This is a genomic window from Nostoc linckia z4 (assembly GCF_002608075.1).
GTDB classification, from domain to species: Bacteria; Cyanobacteriota; Cyanobacteriia; order Cyanobacteriales; family Nostocaceae; genus Nostoc; species Nostoc linckia.
In genome coordinates, this window is record NZ_LAHA01000051.1 from 1 (window position 1) to 26,510 (window position 26,510).

Sequence of the window (26,510 nt, forward strand, 5' to 3'; positions counted from 1 at the left end):
AGATTTAGTGCAGCCGTACCAGTRTTTTTAATGGTAAAGGTTTTGGTAAGAGTGTTACCAACGATGGCATCACCAAAGCTGATGGCTGTTGTAGTTCCATCTGCAATATCAACTGTGCCGTTGAGAACTTGGATTTCTGGAGTGGGAACAGGTTTGACTGTGCCACTGATGGCAAAGTCAAAGGTGCCTTCGTCAATATCGTTGTTGCTGAGAATCAAAGTACCACCATAAGTCCCAGGTGTGGTGGTGTTGAGTGCCACAGTGATGKTGGTGGAAGCATTGGCAGCCACACTAGTGGGTAAAGTTCCCACTAAACTAAAGCCATTTGGTAGTTTGAGGTTACTCAGATTTAGTGCAGCCGTACCAGTATTTTTAATGGTAAAGGTTTTGGTRAGAGTGTTACCAACGATGGCATCACCAAAGCTGATGGCTGTTGTAGTTCCATCTGCAATATCAACTGTGCCGTTGAGAACTTGGATTTCTGGAGTGGGAACAGGTTTGACTGTGCCACTGATGGCAAAGTCAAAGGTGCCTTCGTCAATATCGTTGTTGCTGAGAATCAAAGTACCACCATAAGTCCCAGGTGTGGTGGTGTTGAGTGCCACAGTGATGTTGGTGGAAGCATTGGCAGCCACACTAGTGGGTAAAGTTCCCACTAAACTAAAGCCATTTGGTAGTTTGAGGTTACTCAGATTTAGTGCAGCCGTACCAGTGTTTTTAATGGTAAAGGTTTTGGTGAGAGTGTTACCAACGATGGCATCACCAAAGCTGATGGCTGTTGTAGTTCCATCTGCAATATTAACTGTGCCGTTGAGAACTTGGATTTCTGGAGTAGGGCTTTTAATATTTGGGGCTTCATAGGCACCAATATCAACCACTGCCGTGCCATTGCCATCCCCATCGTGAGGAGTTCTACCAGTTACATTATTAAAGGCATTAGAACCAGCATCAATGGCAACACTTCCAGGTTTGAGTGCAAAATTACGAGCCGCAGCATTCACAAATCCAGGATCTTTACCCAGAATAAAATTAGTTCCTTTTTTGTTGTAATTGCTAGTGTTGTAAATCAAATTGTAGTCAGCTTTGATATTTGTAGCTGAGCCACCAACAACATATGAATTGCCATTATTACCCGCATACATAATGTTGTTTACAACATTCACATTGTCTGATGTACCGCTAATTAAAATCTCACCGGAGCCTTTCAACTCAGGATGTTGTGAATTCTGATAAGTCGTGTTGTTTACTACATCAACATTGGAACTTTTAAATACTTGGATACCAGCGCCACCATTATTATAAGAAATGTTATTGGCAATTAAAATTTTGCCTTTGTATGGCTGATTATCTAAACCTAGACTGTTGGCAGCATCAATCATGATGCCATGTCCTTCAGTAATTCTTTGTGCTTCCCACCAAGGAATGTAAGTATAATTATTGAAACTTACATTATTACGGATAATAATTTTGTAATCTGTGGTGTTATTGTCTAAATTTCGATTATTGAGAGTGGTGATAGCATTTGACCCCCAAGGACTATACCAGCATGTTTCAGAAACAGTATTGTTTTCAATGATGATATAGTCAGCTTCTTTAGTTGAAATTCCACCAGCAGGAAATTTAGTAATAGTATTGCCACGAATTGTAATGTGGTGAGAACTATTATTTGATTTATCTGGTTGAATGTAAATTCCCGCTCCATTAGTGAGTGGATTGTTTAAATTATTTTGTTGAGACTTTGCATACTCTAATGTAATTTGGTCGTTGGCACCAACCATCGTGATACCCTCAATCACGATGTAGGATGAACCTGCAATATTAATGGCTTGGAAATTAGTTGATTTGATTAGAGGATTATGGCCGGGTAAGGCTTTGAATGTAATTGGTGCGTCTTCAGTACCGTGTTTTTGATTAATATTTAGAACCGGGGTGTTAGGGTATTTACTTTGTTCGTAAGTACCGTTCATAACGTACACCGTATCGCCTGCTTTCACTACGTCTGCGGCTTTTTGCAGAGTACGAAACGCTGCTCCTTCTTTCAAACCATCATTCTTATCGTTACCTGTTCCAGAAACGTAGTATATGTTGCCAGCCATAGTTGTAGTCCAAGAATGTGTAAGTAAATTGGTATGAAACTCTTAGCAACTCAGTTCATTGCTATGTAGTTATCTGAATCGATGTCTTTTGAGACTTTTTGCAACAGCGATAGTTGTCCGATGGCAACTTCAAATTGCATCGGTTGTAAAAATGCTGTTGTCAAATTGGAAATTTTTTCTCTTGTCAACCGCTGATGGTTGAGCCAAGGATATAAATACTGTCAATCGTCAAGCTGTTGTTGAGGAAAATCGGACGATTAGTGCATTTATCTGCTCGATCGCCTAAGAGTCGAATCAAATTCCATCTCTACTGCGTGGGCGCAGCCCGCCGTAGGCATCGCTGGTACTATAATTTGGTACGGTCTTCATATGTGTTATCTAAATCCTGTGAACTTTATCCGTTGTCTGAGGTCAGAAGTTGCCAATTTGGCATGGGTAAACGCACCCCTGGCTGATAACTGGGGACTTAAAGTTACAGTGGTCAAAGCTGAATTATTTCAAACTTGAGTAGGTTGACCCTTTAAGTTAGGGAATTCCAAAAAATAAATTATTCTGGTTAAAGCATTGACTGTTAACTGTGAACCGTCAACAGTCAACAATTGCAATGGAATATTTTTTGACTTGGAAGTCCCTTAAAGCGACTAATCTAACAACTTAGTCAAACCTGTTTTAATCTGTGTAAGCGAATTTTGTTAACTCAGTTTAGACTAACCTTCACAAACAGTGATTGATATCAGTGAATACTCAGATTTTAGTTAGATTTTTTACAACAAAACCGAAAAAATATATGGAAGCTTCATGATAATTTCCGTTCATTTGTAGCCAGATATGCGAGTCAAGACGGCTCTATACAACGATTTGATAAAGTTTCTGACAATGGAATCAATTTGGTTCACAAGGAATTAGGAACTTCCAAGTAAAAAAAGATTTCATGGAAGACAGTTGAGTGTTAACTGTGAACGGTGCTTTAACCGAAATAATTGATTTTTGGAGTTTCCCTATCTATGGTGAAGTTGCACCGGACGCTAAAATCAATTGGAAGCGATCGATCGCCAAGCAACTATAGCAGGTAAGCTATTGGGCTTTTAAATTGCAATGTTTTGCCTGTTAAGTTCGTTGAGTATTGACGGTTAACTGTCAACCGTCAACAGTGAACATCAAAAGACGTGCAAGTTAAATCCATGACAGCTTAATAGGCTGGAAATCTTTTGGTATCGATGTTTGATGCTCGGTTGATGTCCTAACCTACCTGGTAACTGCCATAACATCTCAGCAGTAATCTTCATAATTATGAACGCCCAAAAAAAACCCAGAGTACCTGTAGCTTTAACCATTGCCGGTTCTGATAGCGGCGGCGGTGCAGGAATTCAAGCTGACTTACGTACCTTTGCTTTTCACTGTGTCCACGGTACTAGCGCCATAACCTGCGTCACAGCACAAAATACTCTGGGAGTGAACAGGGTTGACGCCATACCACCAGAAGCTGTTGTAGCCCAAATTCAGGCAGTAGTTCAAGATATTGGCGTACAAGCTGCCAAAACGGGAATGTTGCTCAATCAAGAAATTATATTTGCTGTTGCCCAGCAAGTGGAAACTTTACAAATTCATAACCTGGTAGTCGATCCGGTAATGGTGTCACGTACAGGGGCACAATTGATTGATGATGAGGCTGTGAAGACTCTACGGCATACACTTATTCCCAAAGCAGCTATTATCACGCCCAATCGCTATGAAGCCCAAATTTTGAGTGGTTTAGAAATATATTCCTTAGAAGATATGCAAGCCGCCGCAGAAATTATTCACAAAACTCTGCGGACAAACGCTGTTTTAGTTAAGGGTGGAGGTATGCAAGGAAATTTGCGTGGCGTTGATATCTGGTTTGATGGAGAAAAATTAGAAATTTTGACCACAAAGCAAGTAGAGACAACAAATACCCACGGTACTGGTTGTACTTTATCAGCTGCGATCGCTGCTAATTTAGCCAAGGGAAAAAACTTGTGGTCAGCAGTTCAACAAGCAAAAGAATATGTCACTACCGCACTGACCTTTGCCTTAGATATTGGCGAAGGACAAGGCCCCGTAGGACACTTTTTTCCATTGTTGGAACTGGGGATTGAAGAATAGGAGACAAGGGAGACAAGGGAGACAAGGAGCAGGGGAAAAGGTTAATGGTTCGACAAGCTCACCAACCGGGAAAAGGGAAAAGGAATAAATTTAATGTTTCTCCTTTCCCCCTTACCCTTTCCCTTTCCCTATACCCCATGCCCAATAAAAAATCTTTGCCGTCTGGTCATTTTTCTATTATTCTTGGGCATAGTTTCAGGGCTAACTTTCTCTGTTAGCATCTCTGTACGATCTAATCACTTTTATTTTTAATACCAAGCCCCATGCGAACAACCACAGGTTCTGTTCACAGGAATTCGTCAACACGGACTACTCAACCCTATCCTCCCTCTGTACCATTATCTGTATACCGGGAATTGTCAATGGAGTTGCAAGCAACTCAAGCAAAGCTAGATGCACTGACGACGAAAAACCAGCAATTAACACAAGAAAATCAACTACTACGCCAAGAAATCGCCAAAGTTGTTGAGTCTTTTTCACACTTACAACATTTTGTAAATTCCTATGGGATGTTTAAGGAACAAAAAGCTTCTCAAACTTCTGGCAATGTTAAAACTGCCCGCAAGCAGCAAGTCACACAAGCACGTCCGCCTCAACAAATTTCTCGTCCGCGTCCCTCTCAAAAAAGCCGCCAGGAGTTTTCTACACCTGTGATGGAAATCAATTTCCCTAGACCAGAACCAGTTTTTATAGAAGAACAAGAAGTAAGTTATTATTCTACTGCCCAGCCAGACGCCAAGGAGCTGAACGGCTGGTGGTTAATTATTACCATCTTGTTAATTATGCTTACTGCGTTTACTGCTGGATATTTAATTGTACGTCCCTTGTTTGAACATCAAAAACCTTAGTTGACACTCCCACAGTCAGCAGCAACCTTTGTCGCTATTGTCAAATTTCTCTTTCATCAATGTTTTAAACATCTCGTCGGATCTACTCAATAGCAGAATTTATCTATTTTTAGGTCACAAACACCAGATATTTCAAAGAATGCTATTTGATAGCAACTTCCTCACATCACAAGTTCATTGAGGCTGTTTCTGGCTTCAAAGCACTCACACCAAACATTTACAATTTGAAAAAAGTGGCAATTATTACATATGTTTTAGCAAAGGCGCTACTAGTTACAGTTTCAGACAAGAGATCTGGTTAGATATATAAACGAAGCTAGTAAAAGTTACAAGTCAAAGAAATGAAAAAAGTAGAAGCTATTATCCGCCCATTTAAGCTTGATGAAGTGAAAATTGCCTTAGTTAACGCTGGAATTGTTGGGATGACGGTTTCTGAAGTCCGGGGGTTCGGACGCCAGAAAGGTCAAACTGAACGATATCGGGGTTCTGAGTACACCGTTGAGTTTCTGCAAAAACTCAAAGTGGAAATCGTAGTTGATGATAATCAAGTTGATATGGTGGTTGACAAAATCATCGCCGCCGCCCGCACTGGTGAAATCGGTGATGGTAAAATTTTCATCTCGCCTGTTGAGCAAGTAATTCGGATTCGTACTGGCGAAAAGAACACAGAAGCAGTTTAAAAAAGTTAGGAGTTAGGAGTTAGGAGTGAAGAGTTAGGAGTGAAGAGTTAGGAGTGAAGAATTGGGAGTAAAAAGTTGGGAGTAAAAAGTTCGGAGTAAAAAGTTCGGAGTAAAAAGTTCGGAGGGAAGAGTTGGGAGGGAAGAGTTGGGAGGGAAGAGTTACGAATTATGCTAAATCTTCATTCATGATTTTTAAACTACAACTCCTAACTCCTAACTCCTAACTCCCAACTCCTAACTCCCAACTCCCACTCCTAACTCCCAACTCCTAACTCCCAACTCCTAACTCTTAATTCTCTCCAGTTCCCCAAGTAAAGCTGTAAAAGCCTTACCTCGATGGCTAATTGACCTTTTTAACTCTGGTGTCATTTCGGCAAAGGTCAATTGCTTGTCTGGTACGTAAAAAATTGGGTCATAACCAAATCCACCATCACCACGAGGTGCATGAAGAATTTCGCCACGACAAATACCTTCAGATTGTAATGCGATCGCACCATCCGGACTAGCGATCGCCACTACACACACAAATTGAGCTTGGCGATTTACTTCGTTACCTAATTCCTTGAGTAATCTCGCAATGCGTTCTGAGTCGGTTTTAGCGTAGCGTGCTGAATACACACCCGGTACGCCATTCAAAGCGTCTACTTCTAAACCAGAATCATCTGCTATCGCCCAGTTTCCTGTGGCTTTAGCAATTTGTGATGCTTTCAAACAGGCATTAGCAGCAAAGGTTTCTCCTGTCTCTTCAATTTCTAATTCTTCAGGTTTGAGGATTAATTCCCAACCAGAATTTACCAGGTAAGCTTGCATTTCCCGCAATTTACCTGGATTTCCTGTGGCTACTACTAATAATTTGGGCATGGGGCATAGGGCATGGGGCATAGGGCATTGAGCATTTATTCACTAATGACTAATGACTAATGACCAATGAATAATATTTTACTCTGCCCACTGTTTCGCCCAAGCAAGAGTTTGATGGACTTGTTCGAGTGTTGGGGCTTCGCAGTAAAGGCGTAAAACTGGTTCAGTTCCGCTAAAGCGAATCATTAACCAGCTTTTATCGGCGAGGCGGTATTTGTAGCCGTCGATTGTTTGACAATCAATTACTGGTTTGTCGGCGATTTCTTTTAAAGGTTCGGTTTGTAGCTGTTGCAAAAGACGCGATCGCACTTCCATACTGGCTAAGGGTAGATCAATGCGATCGTATGCTGAGTTAAATCCTGTTTGTTGCTGTAAGTGGCGATAATACTCACCCAAGTCTAAACCAGATTCTACGATGGCTTCTAGGACGTACAATGCTGATAGCAGTGCATCGCGTTCGGGAATATGGCTACCATAGCCAATTCCTCCTGACTCTTCGCCACCCAATAAAACTTCTGCTGCTAACATTCTGTCAGCGATGTATTTATAACCAACTGGTGTTTCAAATACTGACAAGTTATGTAGTGCTGCCACAAGGGGTATTAAGTCGGAACCACTAACAGTTTTGACTATTTCGCCTTGAAAGCCGCGCCGTAGGGTTAAGTGGTCGATTAATATCGGAATCAATACTTGAGAACTCAAGAAGTTGGCTTCCCCATCTACAGCGGCAATGCGATCGCAATCTCCATCAAATACTAATCCTACAGATAAACTCGATTGATTTGTTTCTCGGTGAGTTTTAATAACTTCAAATAGCTGGGAAAGGTATTTTGGCAAAGGTTCCGGCGCACCACCACCAAATAAGGGGTCGCGTTCGCTGTTGATTTCTTTTACCTTATCCCCTAGTAGTTTTGCCAGTCCGCCAGCCGCAGCGCCATGCATGACATCGGCAAACACCGTCAGTTTACCAGAGGCGATCGCTTCTCTAATTTTGGCAATATCAACTTTCTGTTCTAGTGCTTGGGTGTAACTCGGCCAAGGATTGAAGCTTTCTTGCTTACCTGGAGTAGCTGCTGGTGCTACTCCTTCGGACAACAGTGCTTCTATATCTTTCGTAACTTCTGGCGACACCGACCCACCAAAATAACCCTTGACTTTTAAACCTAAATATGATCCTGGATTATGACTGGCTGTAATTACTAGTGCCCCTAAGGCATTGAGTTGTTTTGCGGCCCAACTAAAAGCTGGGGTAGGGGCGTAGGTTTCACTGAGTAAAACATCAAATCCGACAGCGGTGACAGCATCGGCCACAGCACGAGCAAAGTCTTCCGCCATAAAGCGGCGATCGTAACCGACAATTATCGTCCGGCTACCCACCGTAGAATAATATGTATCATATAGTACTTTTGCAGCGACTGGCGCGACTAGGGCTAGGCGTTCAAAGGTGAACTCATCTCCAATTACGCCCCGCCAGCCGTCTGTACCAAACTTGATTGAGTTAGCTACAACTGCCATCTAGGTATCCTAACTGTCTACCTGAGGATTCTAGCATTTATACAGTATCTAAAGTAAAAAAAGCATATAGTATTAACATGTACTAGTGATAAGGTATGCAGTACATCTTTTCGTGTTAGTTGTTGACTGTTAACGGTTGACATTTAATATCAACACTCATGTACTTCCGACTTCTTTAAACTGCTGCTTGCTCGGTCAAAGTATCATATAAAGAGAAACTTGTAGTTTTTTTCAGCACAAAAACATCATTCTCCTTAACTAAATCTCCAGTACAAACAACTGGTAGCCTCTGGTGATAAGCAGTCCAAGCCTGATTGTATTCAGATTCACTCAGAGAAAGCTTAATTTGACGAGGCTTGCCGACAACAAAGCCAATAATTGTGACATTACCTGGATGATTTCGTTCTGCTAGTCTAATCACCAACCCCTGAATTTCAGTATTTGGGATTTTTGTAATCAAATCGCTCAAAATATCTAACTGAGAGCGAATTTCAACAGTTTCTAGAATTGCCAAAATCTCAGCCATCCGTAGCGCATAAGACCTGATTCCAGGATTGAGAGGCAAAGTAATATCAAATTCCTCACCAGAATCAGTTGTTTTAATCCAAACTGATTCTTTCTTCTCAACCTGATTTTCTTGATACCAACCTTTTGCTTGAAGATAAGATGTTAATATCTGAGGGTCTAAATTAGAGAGAATATCTGGGTCGCGCACGGTAACTATCATATTGGTTCTCCTCTAGCAATTCGTTGCATTAGGGCTTGCAAAACTTCAACACTGAAAATATTTTGACGAGGTAAATAAACAGTGACAGTGCTTTGATTTTCAGTTGGTGGTTGACCGCATATAGACACCCAATAAGCACAACGTTTCAAGCAAAGTTCAGTTTCCGATTGTTGTAACCAATCTTCTTGTAAATCAGGAATTAAGACCACGACTAACAATAGGGGGTCATCGTCGGGATTGTCGTTTCTTAATTCATCATAATTTTTTATTAAAAGCGGGAATTTAACAAAGTCCCGATCTAGTAATTGTTGAGAAGTGCATTTGACTTGCAAATCAATCCGAGTTCGCCGTCTAGAACCAGGTGTTGCAATTCCTGTAATGGTTACATCAACCCCTACTAAATCTAATGGTCTGGGTGCTATCTGGAATGAATAACCCGCAGCAGACGCGACGGCATTGATGTAAGCATAGCTAAATTCCTCTTTCTGGGTAGTGATGTACATTCAACTAAAATTTATTCAACCAAAAGCTTTGCTACCAAAGCCAATAAAAAAGAAAGCTGTTACTGAAACTCAAAGCGCAGCTTTAGCGAATTTCTGGATTTGAGTACCTAACGTATCCGCCAAATCCTCACACCATTATTACTTCCAGTGAGTAAAAATCGACCATCAGGAGTGAAAGTAAGAGTTTGAATCAATGCAATATCGTTCGTAACATCAATAAAAGACTGGTCAATTTTTCCTGTTTCCAAATTATATAGCTCAATCGTCTTATTCCAATTATTCCTATTGCCAATAGCAAGAATTTTGCTATCAGGACTGAATTCTACTTCTAGATACTTAGCTATTTTATCTAAAGTATGAACACGTTCGCCATTAGTTAGGTCGCATACTTCAATAGTAAAATCGTCACTATCACTACTCTTCAGAAGGTTAACAAGTAATTTACTATCTGGACTTATTTTATATGACGTTAATACAGGTGAGTTGCTTATCTTGCAGTTTAGATGTTTAACATTAATTAATTGACCTGTGTCAATTGGCCAGAGGTTCAGATCCGAAGATTTAAGTTTTTTTCCATTATGGAAATCCCAAGTTTTAATATATGAAGAGGGATAATAAGAACTAAAAATAGCTCCATTACTACTAAACTTTATTGAACTATAACCAAGTTCCTCATCTCCTAATATATTCCTCTCGAGAAAAAAGCTACTAGAAATTCGCTGAATAAGCAGTATCGGATTGGAAAATGGAAAATCTTTATATTTAGTGTATGCATATATTTGAAGAGATATTAAGATACTAGCACCAGTACCAGTTATCAAAATCCATTTATTTTTATTTATCCAAGATTTAACTTTTGATTGTAAGTTTGTTTTAACTTCTACCACTGGTTCCGGTTCAGAAACCTGTGTACTAGAAGACTCTTTTTTGTAAACATTAGTTGTTTTTCTGACATTATGACCAGAAGCTAAAGACTCCATTATTATTTCGTATGCTGAATTAATTGCTTTCAACTCAGCTTCCGTTTTTCTTTGTAAGCGAGGATTATGAGCATAACGATCTGGATGCCAAACTTGAACTAAATCTTTGTAAGCTTGCTTAATCTCATCAACAGAAGCATCAGATGAAACACCTAAAACCTGATAACACTGCTCTAGATTATCCACAGATAAACCCTCTTACTCATTAAACATACTGTCCCTAGTTCTGAGAAAATCATACATGATGTAAGGAATGTAAGTTATTTTGAGGTTATTACTCACAGTTAGTATTGAGTAAAATCTGCTTGCTAAGGGACTTGCAGATACAAAAATATCCAATTAACTATTGTAGGGTGGGCGTCTCGCCCGCCCAGTAAATAGCGCGGGCAAGATGCCCACCCTACAAAATTGAATAATTTGTTTCTTGGAGTTCCCTAATAAGAGCGATCGCCCCAGCTGTAATAATGTAAATCAGCACGAAATCTCTATGCGCGATCGCTTTTTAGCATACTTAAGTAGTTGCAAAGGAGCTTACCGCCAGAAATCCTATTTTAAAAAATATTAATAAATATTAATAATCCTTAATAGTCTCAACTATTAAGGATTGATGACAAGAGCAAAAACCGCTCAAAAACTTGATTTTTTCTTAAAAATCATCGAGAAACTGACTAAGGCGACTGATTACAGGGTCAACCTCTTGAGGAGGGGCCGGAACAGTATAAGAAGTATTATTTACTACTTCTACTTGACTTGGAGACTGAATAAGCGATCGCTCATTAACTATGAGTGCCAGTTGTGCAACTTGTTGAGAAAGTTGCAGTACGTGGTGTTCCAACGCCTCCAAACGATTAGATCCCTTGGCAAAAAAACGTTCCTCAAGGCCAGCTACTTGACGTTGCAGCTCACCGAGTTGTTGTTCAATCGGTTGTTGTTCAATCGGTGTTGTGGCTGCTGTTTTTGGAGCAGGTCGTACAGATTCCGGTACGCATAAGGATTGCCACAGGGCTTCTTTACATAAGTCGCTGAAAGTTTTTTCGGGTTGTTTCTCCAAATAACTTTCCACTTGTGCTAACAAGCTTTCATCAGCAAGCCCTGGGTTGAACGTGACGGATTTAACTACCTTTTTTGACCATTGGAACATTAGTTTTAAGCCCTAGCAGCGCGAACGGCAGACAATTGCGCCTCTCCATAAATATACTGCCCTAAAGCATTCGCCTGCCGAGAAGGTGCAGATAAATGAGCATTAATCTTTGCTTCCTTGAGCAAACGTTGAACGTCTTCCCAGAAAAACTCACCGCCTCCGCCAGTCAGAATCACATCAGTAACACGTTCTGGCAACCAGGCTAGCACACGGCTGCAAATTTCCCGCGAAAACATCTCTATGAGATTCGGCAGAAAATCATCTAGGTTGGCAGGCTTGCTAGCGCCTTTGGGACGGTAAAAGCGTTCGCCTTTGGGTTTGTTAACAGCTGAAATTAGCGCCAGAGATTGACTATCTGCTCCCTCAATTTCAGCAGCTACTAGTTCATAAAACTTATTCATCCCGAAGTCTTCGCTCTTAGAAGCACCTCTGGCAAAGCGGAAGTTATCTACCATCAAAAGATCGACAGTTTGATGTCCGATATCAACGATCGCCACCGATATTTTTGTAAAATCAGGGCTACCAGGGCTTTTCTTTGGTTGAGCTTCACACCACAGCAAGCTGCCGTAGCCTTCTGGCATCACCCAAACCTTATTTACGTTCAGCGACACAGATTCACCCCGGAAGTTTAACACATGAGGGCCACCTACTTGGCTGATTAACTGCGCTTTTTCTTTCTCAAATTGCTCTAAAGAAAGAAAAGGCAGACCTAGTACAACTGAAATTTCGTCTTTAAGTTTGAAATAGCCGGCACATGCTAGCACCTTAATCAGTGCAGCCTCTACCTTGGATTGTCCTACTCCTAAATTCGCTCCAAAATCTGCCGCTAGTTGACCTACAGCATACCCATTACCTTGATATTCCAGCCACAAATCCATTAAAGGGTCGGTAGCCCGCGCTTCAAAAACGCCACCGCGTACCTGTTCTATGGACATCTGCTTCACGTTGGCAGGTACAAACACAACGCTACCAGGTTCGCGACTGACACAAGTCTTTGTGGAAGTTCTGCCTAAATCAACACTGAGAATAGTTTTCCCGGAACCACCGACTGCCTTTGGAGGAATATTACCAGAAGTATTGATGGGAGTCGTCGATGCTAATGGCTGCCTATTCATCGGTATAGCAGCGGCATTAATGGGGGTGGCGGCGGAAGGTTGGTCTGTCATGAAAGCTCCTAGTTCTAACTTAAATGTAAAAAGTTGTCATGCTCATCTTACAAAAATGCGAGCAACCAGAAATTCTAAGTTGCGTCAAGTGTAGCTAGAAATACGCCAAAAATTAATTCTGGCAATTGCACATCTAGTATTATTTGGCATAGTGTAGGCGAATTTTGGCCAGATGTAACCCCTGCTTTCACTGCTTTCAAACCAAAAGCGCCCCTGTTTACCGTCTAGTGCGTCTTTGCCGACGCTTCAAGATCCAGAAAACAAATGCTAAAACCAAACCCCCAAGCACAATTTTGGACACAGGAGCAAGGTATTCATCCACAAGTTCATACTGACTACCTAATATATATCCTGAGTATGTTAGCAAACCCACCCAAGCTGCGCTACCTAAGGTGCTGTAAATCAGAAATGGTAGCAAGTGCATATTAGCGATCCCTGCGGGAACAGAAATCAAAGTACGGATTCCTGGTACAAGGCGACCAATGAATACTGCTCTGTTACCTTGTCGGTCAAACCAGCCTTTAGCCTTAGTAATATCTTTACTGGATATAGCCAACCATTTACCATATTTGTCAGCCCAAGCTTTCAAGCGATTTTCGCCCAAAAACTTACCTGGATAGTACCAAACAAGCGCGCCTAATACAGAACCCAAAAGTCCTGCAAAAAACACCCCAATAATATTAAGTTTCGCTCCTCCTGGTTGATATGGACTTGCTGTGAATCCAGCCAATGGCATAATTAATTCTGAAGGAATGGGAGGAAAGAGGTTCTCCACAAACATCAGTAGGCCGATTCCCAAATATCCCAAAGAATTGATAGTGTTGGTTATCCATTCAAGCATCAAGCTAATTCCTAAAAATTACTGTACTAGTTTTTTATTTCGATAGGGCATTGGGCATGGGGTATGGGGGAGCCACTGCGGTCTTGGGGTCTCCCCAAGTGGAGCAAGTGGCGTTATGGGGTAGGGAGCAGGGGAGATGAACAGACAAGGGAGACAATGGAGACAAGGGAGACAAGGAGAATAAATCCTGATTTTCCAGTCAACAGTCAACTGATAACTGTCATCTCCCTTGTCTGTTCATCTCCTATCTCTCCATTTCCCCACTCCTGATTTTCCAATAGAGGTTGTTTTCTAAATAATTAGATCCCCCTTAGCCCGCTTTTTTCATGACTATGGAGGATCTAAAAATTTAATGGCAAATTGGCAAAAAATACTTTGGGGTTTTGGTTCATTGGACATTAGGCATTGATAGTGCTGAGTACCGTTAATAAAAGGCGGTCGTCTAGCCGATACTAACTCAGGAGTGAGGAGTTAAGAGTTATGAGTAATGAGTGAGAACCTAACAGTTATTATCCTGCTTCTCTGCTCCTATGCTCCTCTGCTCCTCTGCCCCTTTTGTTCTAGACTGTCGGGGTCAATGATTGTACTCTTGGTTCCGATTGCCAGTCTAAGGGATTCCAAACTCTGTCTTCGAGAGCCATCTGTTCAATTAAACTGGCTAATCTTAGAGCTTTAAGAGCTTGTTCGCCACCTACTGAGGGTTGATTGCCACCGTGTACGCAATTGACAAAATGTTCTAATTCTGCACTCAGGGGTTGAATATTGCTGGTGTAGACTTTTTCAATCACGCCATCCTGCCTGTAAAGTACTTGTCGATGGTCGGCAAGAGAGTTAGGATTTGTTTGTCGGTGAATCAAAATTTCATTCTTGAGAAAATCTGCCTCAGTGAATGAGTTTTTGCAGTGGGCAACAATCCTGCGAATTTTACGGTGAGTGACTTTACTAGCAGTCAAAGTAGCGACTATACCATTAGCAAAGCCCAGGGTGGCAGTTACATAATCTAAATAACCGGAATCTAGGGCACGAGTACCGCTAGCGGTCAATTTAGTCACTGGAGAAGCTGCTAATTCTAAAAGTAGGTCAATGTCATGAATCATTAAATCGAGAACAACTGAAACATCGTTTGCTCGATCTGAGTAAGGACTCATACGGTGTGCTTCTAATGCCAGTAATTCTTCGGTTTTCAGGACTTGGCTCAACTCCCTAAATGCTGGATTGAAACGCTCAATGTGACCTACTTGCAGGATACATTGAGACTCAGCAGCAGCATTTACTAGGGATTCTGCCTCAGAAATACTAGCTGCGATGGGTTTTTCAATCAAAACATGAATTCCCGCTAACAAACAGCTGATACCCACGGCATAATGCAGCCTGGTGGGAACAGCAATACAAACTGCTTCCACCAGGGGTAGCAAGTCACAATAGTCTTCAAAAAAACGCACTTTGTACTTGCTGGCAGTTTCTAACCCTCGTTCGACGTTAATATCTGCTACACCAACTAATTCAACGTCTTTCATTGAACTCAAGACGCGAGCGTGGTGTTGTCCCATGTTACCCACCCCAATCACACCTATGCGGATTGGTCGTGGCTGGTTGCGCTGTGTATATGGATTCGGTTCTGCCAGTGACATGCTATTTTGCACTATTATTCTCTCCTCAACCACCAATTTAAGAGACGCTACGGCCGTTGGCGTTTATACAAAGAAAGCCAGTTACGATCCGTCTAAAACCATCCAGATGGTAACATAGAGGCTATGTTTATGAAGAATTTCAAAGTTTGCGATCGGTTCCCGCAATCCGGCTATGTTTTGTATAGATAGTTCGGGCTTGGTTGGTATTTTGCATTTTCCACAAAAAAATATGTGTCTTTTTATTAACTTTAGAATATAAGGTAAGGCTTAAGTATAAATTCTCTAAAATTCTAAGGGTCTTTTTTTGTGGTTGGATTTTCCTTGAGGCTAGAGTTGTGGAATTAATTACCATCCAATCGACAGTATTAAAATGAAGCTCATGCACGCTAACAAAGCATAACTACTCGTGGTAGCCTTTGACTGTTGACTATTGACCGTCAAGGTCAAAAGGCGATCGCCAGTCAATATGCAATTTTTATGTGGAACAGCTTACAAAATAATAAACTAGTAAGACTATGCTTTTTTTCCAAAAAATGGTATGGAAAATTACCGCTAGGGATTAGTTGAAACAGTTGATGGAAATTCAGGAGTATCTTTGGCGTTGCTTATTGGTATCTTGTTGAAGCGTGATTTGGCGATTTGAAATCCAAAATTTGCAACCGAGATGAAAGCTGTAGTTTTGCTATCTGGGGGATTGGACTCTTCCACAATTTTGTACAAAGCTAAAAAGGATGGCTGTGAATGTTATGCCATTTCTTTTGATTACCAGCAGCGACACCGACGAGAGTTACACTCAGCTGTGCTTGTGGCTCAAAAAGCTGGCGTAGTGAAACATCAAGTGGTTAGTTTTGACTTACGACAATGGGGTGGTTCGGCACTTACCGATGACGCTATTGATTTACCGCAGGAGCGTTCTCTGGATGAAATGGCTCAAAATATCCCTGTTACCTATGTTCCGGCTCGTAATACCATCTTTTTAAGCTTTGCTTTGAGTTATGCTGAAGCGATCGCTGCCCAACGCGTTTATATCGGAGTCAATGCCCTAGATTATTCAGGATATCCTGATTGTCGCCCCGACTATATCCAAGCCATGCAAGAAGTTTTTCGCCTGGGAACTAAACAAGGACGTGAGGGAGAAGCAATTAACATCGTTACACCCCTGATTAACCTGAAAAAAACCGAAATCATTGAACTAGGTAACCAATTAGGAGTTCCTTGGGAGTTAACTTGGTCTTGCTATGCTGGTGGCGATGTCGCTTGTGGTATGTGTGATTCTTGTCGTTTGCGGCTAGCGGCCTTTGCCGAATTGGGACTGGTCGATCCACTCGCTTATAGTATTTAAGTTACAAGTGAGGAGTGAGGAGTGAGGAGTGAGGAGTGAGGAGTAAAAAAACTCTTAACTCTCAACTCCTAACTCTTAACTCCTAACTCTCAACTCCTAATTCTCAACTCCTAACTCTCAACTCCTAACTCTCAACTCCTAACCCTTCTAAGCGTTGCAGTTGAATTTGATGTAGCCGCGGCCCAATCACTGACACCACAGTGAATTCGAGATTTTGATAATGGAAAGTTTCACCTTTAGAGGGAATTTTTTGTAACTGATACAGCAAAAAGCCTCCCAGTGTTTGATATTCTCTTGTCAAGGGTAAATCGAGATGTAAAACTTCATTTAGGTCTTCGAGGTTGATTTGTGCCTGCACCAGAAATTTATCCTCGTCTAACATCTGAATTAGTAAATCATCGTTGTCTTCAGGTTCGCTGGTGTCACCAATGATTTCGGCAATGACATCTTTGATGGTCACCAATCCCACAGTACCGCCAAACTCGTTGACCACCATTACCATAGCTGGTTTTTCTTGCTGCATCATTGGCAAAAGTTCGCTCAAGGGCGTGTGTTCTGGAACAAACCTAACGGGACGCATCCAAGGTTGGATTTGTGTCTCTAAAGTTAGCTTGCCTACAGCTAAAGGTTCTGCCAAATCTTTAAAATAAACAATGCCGCGAACATCATCTAAAGATTCACCAATTAAGGGATAGCGGGAGTAACCAGTAGCAGCCATTTCCTGGAGTAACGCCTCAAAAGTTGCATCTTTTGGCAACGCTACAATACTAGTGCGGGGGATCATGACAGCTTGAGCCATCACGTCCCCAAACTCAAAAATATTATTGAGCAGTTCTCGTTCTTTACGTTGTAAGCCTGTAGAACCCCATTCTGTAGAGATAATCACTTGCAATTCTTCAGGAGTTACAGGTGGTCTCCAGCCTTGACCAGTGTATTCAATGCCGAAAATTCTTAACAACCAACGAGTTGATTGGTTGAGAATCCAAATGAAGGGGCCAAAAAAACGGACGATCGCTTTTACCGAAGGCCCCAAAAACCGGGCTAGCTGTTCTGAATACAGCATCGCCAATGATTTAGGACATAATTCGCCTAAAACAATTTGCAAATAAGCAATTAAGAAAAAGGCGATGGGAATCGATAAAGAATGGGCAATGAAGGTGGTCATTTCACTGGGCAGAGGCCAGGATTTTACCCATGAATTTACCAGGACGACAATCGTACTTTCTCCAATCCATCCCAGGGCCAAACTAGAGAGAGTGATACCCAACTGGGTGGTAGATAGCAGTCGATCGATACTGCGTTGCAGTATCTCCACAGCTCTTGCTGGAACATCCCCAGCTTTAACTAGCTGGTGAATACGCGATCGCCGCACGCTCACCATCGAAAATTCTGCCGTCACAAAAAAGGCATTTATGGCAATCAGCAGTAAAACTGACAACAATCGCAGCCCTGCCTCCGTCCAAATTAAATTAGGAAAACCACTCACTGCCAAAGCTTGTGTAAAATTCACGCCATCCACTTCGGAAACTGGGGAGATGGGGAGGCACGGGAGGCAGAGGGAGACAAGGAAGACAAGGTAGAAATAATAACTAACTCTGCCCAATGCCCAATGCCCCATGCCCAATGCCCAATGCCCCAGTCCCCATAACTCTTTTACCTTTCTACAGGAATATTCAATGCCTCTAGCTTTAATTCTTGAGCAGGATAATCAGTCAAAGCCAGTGATATTTTTTTAACATCATCAAGTAAAGCTGTGGGAATGCTCACTGTACCAGAAAATGTCGGCCCATTAGCAGGTAATTCTGTTGGTAAACCTTCTGTACTAGCGCTCAGAGTTCGCCCTTTATCATCGGTAACATCTAAAAAACTATACAAGAAGCGCACAGAATCTTTGCCTTTGTTCTGCATTTTTACTTTTAAGAGTAAATCACCACCAGAGTAGCGAGCAGATTGCACGGACATAGTTACACCTTCACTCTCAGCAACCACTGGAAAACCTGGCTGCGGTTTTTCTTCCACTACTTCTTTGGGTTTTTCCTCTGGCTTCTGCTTGCTGGTATTGGTTTCTTCATCATCTTCCTCTAGCTTTTCCGATTTTGCAGCCTTGGTCTTACCCTCAATTCGCGCTTTGACAATTTTTAGAATTTCATCCTCTTTTAATAACACCACTCCTCCCTGTTGGGAGTTATTTCCTTTACTGCTGGCAAATTTAGTTGTAGGGCGTCCATCTGGTGTACTAACGCCTTTGAGTGCCGAACTTCCTAGTTCAAACCCCAAAAACGCGCTCACAGAACCTGCTCCCAACATCAGGATTAACAAAATCAAAGTAAGAAGTACAGTAGAATTTATTTTCATTGTTGATAAGCTAATGCACAATAATGCTAGTTTTATTAAGAATAATGAAGCCTAATGCCTCAATCCTTAAAGGAACTTAATCAATATTAGTTTGCACTATTTCATGATTAGATTATGTAGTATAAAAATCTGGGAAACTATTGTCGAGTATTCACAGACACTAAATTTGTGCTAAAATAGGGGAGTTTGCTAAAATTAAATACGTATGGTAATGTACCTAACTTTAAAATTAGCAGATAAAATTAACTCAAGGGTTTAACTAATTGTTTTATAGCAATCATAAACCCAAAAAAATAAGCGCCTTTGGCCGATTGGGGAGGCAACGAACTCATAATTCGTCTTCAGGCTGGTTCGATTCCAGCAGGGCGCACTAAATTATCAAAAAAGAAATAGGGCATTGGGCATTGGGCATTGGGCATTGGGCATTGGACACAAGAGGCAGAGCGGCAGAGGGGGAGGGTGCAGAAGGGAAAAACTCTTCTCCCCTGCTCCCTACCTCCCCATCTCCCTTGTCTCCCTTATCTCCCTCTACCTCACCCTGCCTCTCCTAACGGGGCGATCGTGTTTAAAATCTGAATTCAGTTCCGACTCTGAGCTTGTTGGCATTCAAGCGAGGAGACATGATTAGGGATGTATCATAGGGATTTGGTAAATCAGGAGTGCGAATATAGGGATCGTTGCCTGCTTGCTGAGTCAGGACATCGTGATATAGAGCATTAACCAATTGAGCATCACGAGCAATTTCATTTTCTGGGAAGGAACCGCCAAAACTAGCGCCAGCACCAAACAATGAGTCTAGTTGACGCTTGAGGGTACCATTTTCATAAAAATTGCGATCGTGCCGAAAAAATGCCCGTTCAAACACATCACTTGTGGTTTCACTTTTGGGTGTTTGTGTTTGAGCTGTTACAACAGAGGGAAAAGCAATACCAGCAGCCAGCAATATTAATAAACCACCAAAGGTTTTTAATTTGATACCCACGTTCCTTACTCCTCAAATTTGTGGCGAATCTTAATTTATGCTTAATTTCAGAACTGTTATCAGTTCAACCTTTGGTGTAGCACAACTTTTAATGTTTTGTAATGACGTATCCTACTGAAACTCGTACTGACTCCAATATTTGGGCAACCATCCCTGATTTGACTCACTTGCGCCAGAAACTATTAGATTTATTTGCTCAAGTGGCTTATCAAGAGGGTGATTTCGTTCTTGCTTCTGGGCTACGTAGTTCTTATTACGTGAACAAAATGCAGGTAACACTCCACCCCCAAGGAGCTTTGGCAGTTGGGCGCTTGCTATTTCCCTTACTACCTGAAGATACGCAGGCTGTAGCAGGTTTAACAATGGGGGCCGATCCGCTTGTCACCGCAGTAAGCGTGGTTTCTGTTTATGAAAATCGACCGATACCAGCACTGATTATTCGTAAGGAAGCCAAGGGTTATGGAACGAGAGCTTATATAGAAGGCCCGACTTTACCAGAAGGCTCAAAGATAGTGATTTTGGAGGATGTCGTCACAACTGGGCAATCTGCTCTCAAAGCTGTCGAACGTCTTCAAGCAGCAGGTTATACGGTTAATCAAGTAATTGCACTGGTAGACAGACACCAAGGTGGAGGGGAATTGTACCAATCGGCTGGGTTGAAATTTGAGGCTTTATTTTCGATTCAAGAAATTCAAGAACGCTTCCGACAATTGGCAAATTCCTAAATAACATTAATTCTACTTAGGACTTACGCACAGTCAACGGGAAATTAACCACAGAGAACCCAGAGTTTACGGAGGAATGAGAGTTTAAGAGAGTTTTTGCGTAAGTCCTACTTGTGACACTTGCGTAAGTCCTGAAATTATTCGAGATTGCTATAAGTTAGTCAGCCTCAAAATTTTTCTAAATAGTTCGTAATAAGGACTGAAGTCCTTACTACAAACTTTTAATTATTTACACTGTTCTACTTACCGATTTACAACACTGTTAAAATAAACTTAGAACTAATTGATGCCAGATTGATTCTATGACCATTGCTCAAGAATTAGAATCTCAAGCAGACATCTCGAAAGATGTAATATTTCCTCCCAGTGATTTATGGAGTGATGAGCCTCCCTTGGAAAGCGACCTGCATTTACGACAAATTATCTTACTTTTACAATCCCTTGAATGGTTGTGGCAAGACAGAAATGATTTTTATGCAGCGGGAAATCTAACTATTTACTACAGTCCACACCAAAAAAAATCAGAATACTTTCGCGGCCCAGACTTATTTGTAGTGCTAGGAACAGAACGTAAAGCCCGGAAAAGTTGGGTAGTGTGGGAAGAATATGGCAAATATCCGAATGTTATCTTAGAAATTTTGTCAGAATCAACAGTGAAAACCGACAAAGGTTTAAAGAAAGAAATTTATCAAGATACTTTTCGCACACCGAATTATTTTTGGTTTGACCCATATACATTGGAATTTGCGGGATTTAATTTAGTAGATGCAAAATATCAACCTCTACAAGCAAACGAACAAGGATATTTATGGAGCGAACAATTAGGTTTATATTTAGGCATTCATCAGCAATTCTTACGTTTATTCACAGCGGATGGACAGTTAGTACCGATACCTGAAGAAGCTGCTGCACAAGCTCAAGAAGCTGCGGCTCAAGCCCAAGAGAAAGTAGAACGTTTGGCAGCTAAATTACGAAAATTAAATATCGACCCAGATACAATTTAAGATGTCACTCATTTAACCTATACGTCTTTTGAGGTAATGTTGACGGTTGATAAGTAGCTCAACCTAAAAAAACGTCATACGTAGATGTCAATAAATGTAGTGGCGTGTCAAGGCTCAAATAGTGCATTAGAAAACTCTTGTGGGGTGGGCATCCTGCCCGCCTGGACGGGTGAGGACACCCATCCCACAATAAAATCTATTACAACATTTAAGACTTGTCACGCCACTACCATTGTTTTATGTTTAATTAAGTTGACCTACTTATTTGACCGTTAACATTCAACAAATCTGATGAGTGATTGTGCAATTTATCGGCGTCATAGTTTAATAAAGTTTTAGTAAGTACCATTTTTGAATTATGATGTCTCCTCTTGTTGTAAATATTCTTGGGTATTCTAGTATTTTTTTGATGTTTCAGTTTGCATAATAGTCCACTCATACAATATTTATTAACTAGGATAAGACCTGGCTAAAAACTCCTCTGCTTCTGCTTTATTTTTGATATTTCCATCTAAAGTTGCAGCCAGTAAATCATCTAACATTTGTCGATATTGCACACCTGGTTTATAACCTAATTTTTTTAAATCATTACCATTTAAAATCGGGTTAATATGAGCTAAAACTGTCAAGTAATACCATATCTGTTGCCTGATTATTCGCTGGGTTTGTAAAGCGATTAAAACTAACATTGGTAAGTCATACTGTCGTAGAAATTGAACTACTTGACTAGGACGTTGACAAGCTGGTAGAGATTCTAAAACTTCAGCTTCAGCTTTAGCTAAATTTTGCAGGCGTTTAATGCCATCCTCTTGTAATTGGAGATTTTTTGCCACTTTTACCCGATATTGTGGTTCTAAGTGGGCGATTATTGTCTCTAATCGCATTTCCCAGTGAATTAAGCTTTGTTGGGGGTCAAATCGCCGTAAACAACGTTCTAGCAAGCGTAATTGTCGCAGAAGTAATGCATCTAACTTCAGGGTAGGATGGATACACTGTAATGCCCCCAAGTTATCGAGTAACTGTAAAGCTGATTTCCAGTAAGGGGCTTCTAAGATGTGTTTTAATTCTGTTTTTAGTCGAGTTTGCAGAGCTGGAGTTTTGCTATTCTCTTGAGCAGTGCGATCGTAAACGCCACTGTTGATGGCATAGCGGATAAATTCTTCTGTTTGTGATTCAATTTCAAAGCTGAAGCGCACAGCAAAGCGGACACCGCGATAAATGCGGGTAGGGTCTTCGATAAAGCTGTTGGCGTGTAAAACCCGAATTTGTTTAGCTTGTAAATCTAGTAAACCACCAAAAAAATCGAGCAATTCACCAGCACGGGGAGAAGTCAGCCGCAAAGCTAGGGCGTTAATAGTAAAGTCTCGACGATATAAATCTTGACGAATCGAACTCGCTTCCACTTCTGGATTTGCTGCTGGATAAGGATAAAATTCTGTTCTGGCGGTGGCAATATCCACCCACAAAGAATCTAATTGTGGGTCTTTGTGCCATAACAAAGCCGCAGTTTGAAAAGCCCCGTGGATTTCCAAACGAGCCGTTGGGTAAAGTTGTTGCAGTGCTTTTGCTAATTCCACACCAGCACCAACATCTGCTGATTTATGAAAGCCATCAACTACAAGGTCGATATCCTTAATCATCAAGTTACCTGCTGTATTAGCTAATAGCAAGTCCCGCACCGCACCCCCGACAAGATAAAGATGCCAACCCCGTTTTTCTGCCTCTTGGGATGCTGTAGTCAGTAATTTCCACAGTTGGGGAGCTAGAAAAGATGAAACAGAGAGGTTAAGACGCTCTGATGGAAACCGTAAACCAGTATTCACATTTCCGTATTCCTGCGTTCCTGCGCCCTCTTCATGTAATTCGCGCAACACATCAGTACGGGTAACGATACCAACTAATTGTCCGTTTTCTAATACTGGCAAGCGTCCGATGTCGTAGGTTACCATTAATGCCTCGATTTGTGGCAGTGTGGTATCCGGTGCAATGGTTTTCAGATTCGTGGTCATGTAGCCTTTAACAGGGGCATGGCTAAATCCATGATGTAGGGCAATATCGAGGTCGCGCCGCGAAATAATACCTACTAATTGTTTTTGGTTATCGACTACGGATAAACCAGAGTGTCCATAGCGCAATAGAATACGCTGGGCTTCGGCAATTGTGGTTTCAGGCAGAATGGTGCGGACAGGAGAAGACATCAAGTCTCTGGCAGTGGGAGGGTGAGGAATTTGGGCTTTTAAGCCGTTGAGGATTTGTTGTAGTGTTGCTTGTGAATCTACTCCTCTTAAGTTCAGCGATGCAGCTTGGGAGTGACCGCCACCGCCGAAAATTTGGAATAAGAGATTGAGATTTGTTTTGGGAATTTGCGATCGCCCAATTACTGTTAACCTTGAATCACCATCACCCAAAGGATATTCATTAGCCAACAAAATAGCATCAATTTCAGTTAATTCCACTAATTCTGTAGCCAGACTCGATAAACCAGGGACAAAAGCATCTGTGTTTAAAGTTACCCAGCCAATTGTATATCCGCGTACACAGAGATATTCTAAATTTTCCAGTGCTTTAGTTAATAGCTGCTGCAATTGCAAAGACAATCCTGGATCGCGATATGTGGAAATTACTGATAAACTAGCACCTTGTTGCATCAACCAGGCTAAAGCTAAAGCATCCCTTGGTGTAGACTGCTCAAAGGTCAACGACCCAGTGTCAACATGAATACCCAAAGCCATGACTGTAGCTTCAGCAGAAGTTAAGGAGATTTGCTGTTGTTGCAATTGCTCCACAATCAGAGTAGTCGTAGCCCCCACCGAAGAAATATGCGATCGCGTGGCGGGAATATCTGATTCTTGTCCTAAGTGATGGTCGTAAAGTATAATTTTTTTGATATTAGGTAAATCTAACCATTCAGCAGCTTTACCCAGGCGATCGCGCTGTTGTGTATCCACTACAGTCAAAGACCGAATTTTTTCTGAATTTACCGAACGGCGTTCAATCAGCGGATATTCATCCCGATGCAACGCCAAAAAATCCCGTACCGGAGGGTGAGAGCCGCCAGTCAGCACAATCTTGCTTCCCGGTAGTAAGCGCGTTAATCCTACCGCTGCTCCTAGTGCGTCAAAATCAGCTGTTGTGTGGCAAAGAATTAAATCCATAGTTAAGGGGTATGGGGCATTGGGCATCGGGCATGGGGCATCGGGTATCAGGCATCGGGCATTAAGAGTCATAACAAATGACCAATGACTAATGACCAATGACTAATGACCAATGACTAAAGTGTTGTAATTTCTGGTAGCTTAAAAATAAGTAAGAAAGTGTCGGTGTCGCCCTTTAGGATATTCTATCTTTAGTATTTCGCTGTATTGGGAGAAGAAAAAATGACCATAATATTCCAATTTGCTTTGATTGGCCTAGTTTTATTGTCTTTTGTGTTAGTTGTTGGCGTTCCTGTTGCTTACGCCACTCCCCAAAATTGGGTTGAATCTAAAAAGCTTCTCTGGCTTGGTTCTGGCGTCTGGATTGCTTTGGTACTTTTGGTTGGTTTATTAAACTTTTTTGTCGTCTAGGCAACGGCTTAGCTCTGGCGCAGACACCTAATATAAAAATTAGAGGAGCAGAAAAGCCAAGGTCAAAAGTTAAGGAAAAAAGCAGAAATTTTTTCTAGCTTCCTGATTTTTGACTGTGTTTTCCTGCTCCTCTAGATTTAAATAAGAAATGTATATTGGCCAGAAGTATAGTGATTAAGAGGCAGTCATGGCAGTTTTTGAGGGAACTTTTACTCAAACAGAACCTTTGCGTTTTGCAGTGGTGATTGGTCGATTCAATGACCTGGTTACCGGAAAGCTGCTGGAAGGATGTCAAGATTGCTTGAAGCGCCACGGTGTAGACCCCAACCCCCAAGGAAATCAAGTAGACTATGTTTGGGTACCGGGAAGTTTTGAAGTGCCTTTAGTAGCTCGCCAACTAGCACTTTCCCACCGTTATGATGCTGTAATTTGTCTGGGGGCAGTGATTCGCGGGCAAACACCCCATTTCGATTACGTATCTGCGGAAGTTTCTAAAGGTATTGCCGCTGCTAGTTTTCAAACTGGAGTGCCGGTGATTTTTGGAATTTTGACCGTAGATACAATGCAGCAAGCCTTAGAACGGGCAGGCATTAAAGGCAATCATGGTTGGGATTACGCCTTAAATGCCCTAGAAATGGCTAGTTTGATGCGACAACTACGTTCTAACTTAACAGAACCATATCCTCGTAATAGTCAGTCTTTGCCACCGTCTTTTCCAAATGCCAGCGTCACTAATTTAACAGTAGAGTCAGAAGAACTAAGTTAGTGCTTTATGGGGCACTGTTGACTGATGACTGTTAACCGTCAACCCTCAACCGTCAACAATCAACAATGCCCAATAATTCAAATTCAAGGCTTGACAATTCAGAATAAATCTGGCATATTAATAAATGACTAATGATTGCGGGTATAGCTCAGTGGTAGAGCGTCACCTTGCCAAGGTGAATGTCGCGCGTTCGAATCGCGTTACCCGCTTAGTAAAACATATCAAAGAAACTCAATGTCAAAGTTGTTTGTCTTGACTCGTTATTAGCAACCTTTCATTGTACATGGTTGATAGACGAGCAATGCAGTTGAGTTTTAACCATCTCCGTGGTAGTGTAGTAATAGTGCAAACCGCTATTTGGCGGACTAGAGTAGCCATAGTCAGTAAACTTGTCAAAGCGGAAAACAAAAAGGGACTTTCAAAGAATAAATTAACCAATTTATCTAGGTATATAGTTTTTTCTCTCCCCTGCTCCCTGCTCCCCTGCCTACAATGATTGGTGTTTTTGCAATTGCCCCTCTGGAAACCCTTGTTAATTGCAAGGAGTAAAAATTGGGAGCGATCGCAATCTGAACTTGATAACTGCATACTAATATACAATAACCCCAAGGAAAATAAGGGTTAATTGTTAGGATGTTGTTTATCAGCGTAGCCTTG

Annotated in this window: 23 protein-coding genes and 2 tRNA genes; 11 read left to right on the plus strand and 14 right to left on the minus strand. The window is 41.5% G+C overall.

What is annotated here, in order from left to right; translation table 11 throughout:
* Positions 1 to 2,096: choice-of-anchor D domain-containing protein (locus VF06_RS28950; RefSeq protein WP_099084289.1), on the minus strand; the 2,096-nt coding region annotated here is incomplete at its 3' end.
* 1,290 nt (positions 2,097 to 3,386) lie between these two features.
* Here VF06_RS28950 and thiD point away from each other — a divergent pair.
* The 3 genes from thiD (at position 3,387) to VF06_RS28965 (ending at position 5,748) form a co-directional block, all read left to right on the plus strand.
* The gene (gene thiD / locus VF06_RS28955; protein ID WP_099070933.1) at positions 3,387 to 4,220 is read left to right on the plus strand and encodes a bifunctional hydroxymethylpyrimidine kinase/phosphomethylpyrimidine kinase; all 834 of its coding nucleotides are present in this window, start codon (positions 3,387 to 3,389) and stop codon (positions 4,218 to 4,220) included.
* 263 nt (positions 4,221 to 4,483) lie between these two features.
* Positions 4,484 to 5,068: a hypothetical protein gene (locus tag VF06_RS28960; protein WP_099070934.1), complete on the plus strand. Its 585-nt coding sequence runs from the start codon at positions 4,484 to 4,486 to the stop codon at positions 5,066 to 5,068.
* Positions 5,069 to 5,409: 341 nt separating this feature from the next.
* Positions 5,410 to 5,748: a P-II family nitrogen regulator gene (locus VF06_RS28965; RefSeq protein WP_012410794.1), complete on the plus strand. Its 339-nt coding sequence runs from the start codon at positions 5,410 to 5,412 to the stop codon at positions 5,746 to 5,748.
* Between the two features lie 282 nt (positions 5,749 to 6,030).
* Here the strand turns inward: VF06_RS28965 and rdgB are convergent, their stop codons facing one another.
* From rdgB to VF06_RS29010, 9 genes are all read right to left on the minus strand, one after another.
* Complete coding sequence (gene rdgB / locus VF06_RS28970) at positions 6,031 to 6,609, minus strand: RdgB/HAM1 family non-canonical purine NTP pyrophosphatase (RefSeq protein ID WP_099070935.1); 579 nt, start codon at positions 6,607 to 6,609, stop codon at positions 6,031 to 6,033.
* A 78-nt stretch (positions 6,610 to 6,687) separates the two neighbouring features.
* Positions 6,688 to 8,124 (minus strand): phosphoglucomutase/phosphomannomutase family protein, encoded by a 1,437-nt coding sequence (locus VF06_RS28975; protein WP_099070936.1) that lies wholly within the window; start codon positions 8,122 to 8,124, stop codon positions 6,688 to 6,690.
* A gap of 175 nt (positions 8,125 to 8,299) precedes the next feature.
* Entirely contained in the window at positions 8,300 to 8,851 is a 552-nt protein-coding gene (locus VF06_RS28980; protein ID WP_099070937.1) for a hypothetical protein, read from the minus strand.
* A complete protein-coding gene (locus VF06_RS28985) occupies positions 8,848 to 9,354 on the minus strand; it encodes a DUF4365 domain-containing protein (RefSeq protein ID WP_099070938.1) in 507 nt (168 codons plus the stop codon). The genes VF06_RS28980 and VF06_RS28985 overlap by 4 nt, the downstream gene beginning before the upstream one ends.
* Positions 9,355 to 9,461: 107 nt before the next feature.
* Positions 9,462 to 10,520 (minus strand): DnaJ domain-containing protein, encoded by a 1,059-nt coding sequence (locus tag VF06_RS28990; RefSeq protein WP_099070939.1) that lies wholly within the window; start codon positions 10,518 to 10,520, stop codon positions 9,462 to 9,464.
* Positions 10,521 to 10,980: 460 nt separating this feature from the next.
* On the minus strand, positions 10,981 to 11,475 hold the full coding sequence (fcmC, locus tag VF06_RS28995) for a filament morphology membrane protein FcmC (RefSeq protein ID WP_099070325.1): 495 nt from the start codon (positions 11,473 to 11,475) through the stop codon (positions 10,981 to 10,983).
* 5 nt (positions 11,476 to 11,480) lie between these two features.
* The gene (fcmB, locus tag VF06_RS29000; RefSeq protein WP_099070324.1) at positions 11,481 to 12,641 is read right to left on the minus strand and encodes a filament morphology actin-like protein FcmB; all 1,161 of its coding nucleotides are present in this window, start codon (positions 12,639 to 12,641) and stop codon (positions 11,481 to 11,483) included.
* 217 nt (positions 12,642 to 12,858) lie between these two features.
* Positions 12,859 to 13,482, minus strand: coding sequence for a DedA family protein (locus tag VF06_RS29005; RefSeq protein ID WP_099070323.1), 624 nt, complete (start codon positions 13,480 to 13,482; stop codon positions 12,859 to 12,861).
* 560 nt (positions 13,483 to 14,042) lie between these two features.
* The gene (locus VF06_RS29010; protein ID WP_099070322.1) at positions 14,043 to 15,125 is read right to left on the minus strand and encodes a Gfo/Idh/MocA family protein; all 1,083 of its coding nucleotides are present in this window, start codon (positions 15,123 to 15,125) and stop codon (positions 14,043 to 14,045) included.
* A gap of 652 nt (positions 15,126 to 15,777) precedes the next feature.
* On the opposite strand from VF06_RS29010, the gene queC reads away from it, so the two are divergent.
* A complete protein-coding gene (gene queC, locus VF06_RS29015) occupies positions 15,778 to 16,455 on the plus strand; it encodes a 7-cyano-7-deazaguanine synthase QueC (RefSeq protein ID WP_099070321.1) in 678 nt (225 codons plus the stop codon).
* Positions 16,456 to 16,579: 124 nt separating this feature from the next.
* On the opposite strand, the gene VF06_RS29020 is transcribed toward queC, so the two are convergent.
* Positions 16,580 to 17,941: a hemolysin family protein gene (locus VF06_RS29020; RefSeq protein WP_180267425.1), complete on the minus strand. Its 1,362-nt coding sequence runs from the start codon at positions 17,939 to 17,941 to the stop codon at positions 16,580 to 16,582.
* Positions 17,942 to 17,950: 9 nt separating this feature from the next.
* Here VF06_RS29020 and VF06_RS39675 point away from each other — a divergent pair, with 9 nt between their 5' ends.
* A complete protein-coding gene (locus VF06_RS39675; protein ID WP_244918174.1) occupies positions 17,951 to 18,103 on the plus strand; it encodes a histidine kinase in 153 nt (50 codons plus the stop codon).
* 5 nt (positions 18,104 to 18,108) lie between these two features.
* Here the strand turns inward: VF06_RS39675 and VF06_RS29025 are convergent, their stop codons facing one another.
* Positions 18,109 to 18,810 carry a hypothetical protein gene (locus VF06_RS29025; RefSeq protein ID WP_099070320.1) on the minus strand — a complete coding sequence of 234 codons (702 nt, stop codon included), beginning with the start codon at positions 18,808 to 18,810 and terminating at the stop codon, positions 18,109 to 18,111.
* Between the two features lie 297 nt (positions 18,811 to 19,107).
* Between VF06_RS29025 and VF06_RS29030 the strand changes: the two genes are divergently transcribed.
* Positions 19,108 to 19,180: transfer RNA gene (locus VF06_RS29030), tRNA-Ile, on the plus strand.
* Positions 19,181 to 19,375: 195 nt separating this feature from the next.
* Here VF06_RS29030 and VF06_RS29035 read toward each other — a convergent pair.
* Positions 19,376 to 19,792 (minus strand): hypothetical protein, encoded by a 417-nt coding sequence (locus VF06_RS29035; protein ID WP_099070319.1) that lies wholly within the window; start codon positions 19,790 to 19,792, stop codon positions 19,376 to 19,378.
* Between the two features lie 101 nt (positions 19,793 to 19,893).
* On the opposite strand from VF06_RS29035, the gene pyrE reads away from it, so the two are divergent.
* Both pyrE and VF06_RS29045 read left to right on the plus strand, forming a co-directional pair.
* The gene (gene pyrE, locus VF06_RS29040) at positions 19,894 to 20,517 is read left to right on the plus strand and encodes an orotate phosphoribosyltransferase (protein WP_099070318.1); all 624 of its coding nucleotides are present in this window, start codon (positions 19,894 to 19,896) and stop codon (positions 20,515 to 20,517) included.
* Between the two features lie 302 nt (positions 20,518 to 20,819).
* Positions 20,820 to 21,521, plus strand: a complete 702-nt coding sequence (locus tag VF06_RS29045) for a Uma2 family endonuclease (RefSeq protein WP_099070317.1) — start codon at positions 20,820 to 20,822, stop codon at positions 21,519 to 21,521.
* Between the two features lie 449 nt (positions 21,522 to 21,970).
* Here the strand turns inward: VF06_RS29045 and VF06_RS29050 are convergent, their stop codons facing one another.
* Positions 21,971 to 24,676, minus strand: coding sequence for a CBS domain-containing protein (locus VF06_RS29050; protein ID WP_099070329.1), 2,706 nt, complete (start codon positions 24,674 to 24,676; stop codon positions 21,971 to 21,973).
* Between the two features lie 222 nt (positions 24,677 to 24,898).
* Here VF06_RS29050 and psbZ point away from each other — a divergent pair, with 222 nt between their 5' ends.
* The 3 genes from psbZ to VF06_RS29065 all read left to right on the plus strand — a co-directional run bounded on the left by psbZ (position 24,899) and on the right by VF06_RS29065 (position 26,062).
* A complete protein-coding gene (gene psbZ / locus VF06_RS29055; protein WP_073640643.1) occupies positions 24,899 to 25,087 on the plus strand; it encodes a photosystem II reaction center protein PsbZ in 189 nt (62 codons plus the stop codon).
* 187 nt (positions 25,088 to 25,274) lie between these two features.
* The gene (ribH, locus tag VF06_RS29060) at positions 25,275 to 25,853 is read left to right on the plus strand and encodes a 6,7-dimethyl-8-ribityllumazine synthase (RefSeq protein ID WP_099070316.1); all 579 of its coding nucleotides are present in this window, start codon (positions 25,275 to 25,277) and stop codon (positions 25,851 to 25,853) included.
* Between the two features lie 137 nt (positions 25,854 to 25,990).
* A tRNA-Gly gene (locus VF06_RS29065) sits at positions 25,991 to 26,062 on the plus strand.
* Positions 26,063 to 26,510 lie beyond the last annotated feature (448 nt).

Bases quoted from the DNA above. Each gene is read 5' to 3' on its own strand.
- thiD (WP_099070933.1), top strand. From the start codon at position 3,387: ATGAACGCCCAAAAAAAACCCAGAGTACCTGTAGCTTTAACCATTGCC.
- VF06_RS28960 (WP_099070934.1), top strand. From the start codon at position 4,484: ATGCGAACAACCACAGGTTCTGTTCACAGGAATTCGTCAACACGGACT.
- VF06_RS28965 (WP_012410794.1), top strand. From the start codon at position 5,410: ATGAAAAAAGTAGAAGCTATTATCCGCCCATTTAAGCTTGATGAAGTG.
- rdgB (WP_099070935.1), bottom strand. From the start codon at position 6,609: ATGCCCAAATTATTAGTAGTAGCCACAGGAAATCCAGGTAAATTGCGG.
- VF06_RS28975 (WP_099070936.1), bottom strand. From the start codon at position 8,124: ATGGCAGTTGTAGCTAACTCAATCAAGTTTGGTACAGACGGCTGGCGG.
- VF06_RS28980 (WP_099070937.1), bottom strand. From the start codon at position 8,851: ATGATAGTTACCGTGCGCGACCCAGATATTCTCTCTAATTTAGACCCT.
- VF06_RS28985 (WP_099070938.1), bottom strand. From the start codon at position 9,354: ATGTACATCACTACCCAGAAAGAGGAATTTAGCTATGCTTACATCAAT.
- fcmC (WP_099070325.1), bottom strand. From the start codon at position 11,475: ATGTTCCAATGGTCAAAAAAGGTAGTTAAATCCGTCACGTTCAACCCA.
- fcmB (WP_099070324.1), bottom strand. From the start codon at position 12,641: ATGACAGACCAACCTTCCGCCGCCACCCCCATTAATGCCGCTGCTATA.
- VF06_RS29005 (WP_099070323.1), bottom strand. From the start codon at position 13,482: ATGCTTGAATGGATAACCAACACTATCAATTCTTTGGGATATTTGGGA.
- queC (WP_099070321.1), top strand. From the start codon at position 15,778: ATGAAAGCTGTAGTTTTGCTATCTGGGGGATTGGACTCTTCCACAATT.
- VF06_RS29025 (WP_099070320.1), bottom strand. From the start codon at position 18,810: ATGAAAATAAATTCTACTGTACTTCTTACTTTGATTTTGTTAATCCTG.
- pyrE (WP_099070318.1), top strand. From the start codon at position 19,894: ATGACGTATCCTACTGAAACTCGTACTGACTCCAATATTTGGGCAACC.
- VF06_RS29045 (WP_099070317.1), top strand. From the start codon at position 20,820: ATGACCATTGCTCAAGAATTAGAATCTCAAGCAGACATCTCGAAAGAT.
- VF06_RS29050 (WP_099070329.1), bottom strand. From the start codon at position 24,676: ATGGATTTAATTCTTTGCCACACAACAGCTGATTTTGACGCACTAGGA.
- psbZ (WP_073640643.1), top strand. From the start codon at position 24,899: ATGACCATAATATTCCAATTTGCTTTGATTGGCCTAGTTTTATTGTCT.
- ribH (WP_099070316.1), top strand. From the start codon at position 25,275: ATGGCAGTTTTTGAGGGAACTTTTACTCAAACAGAACCTTTGCGTTTT.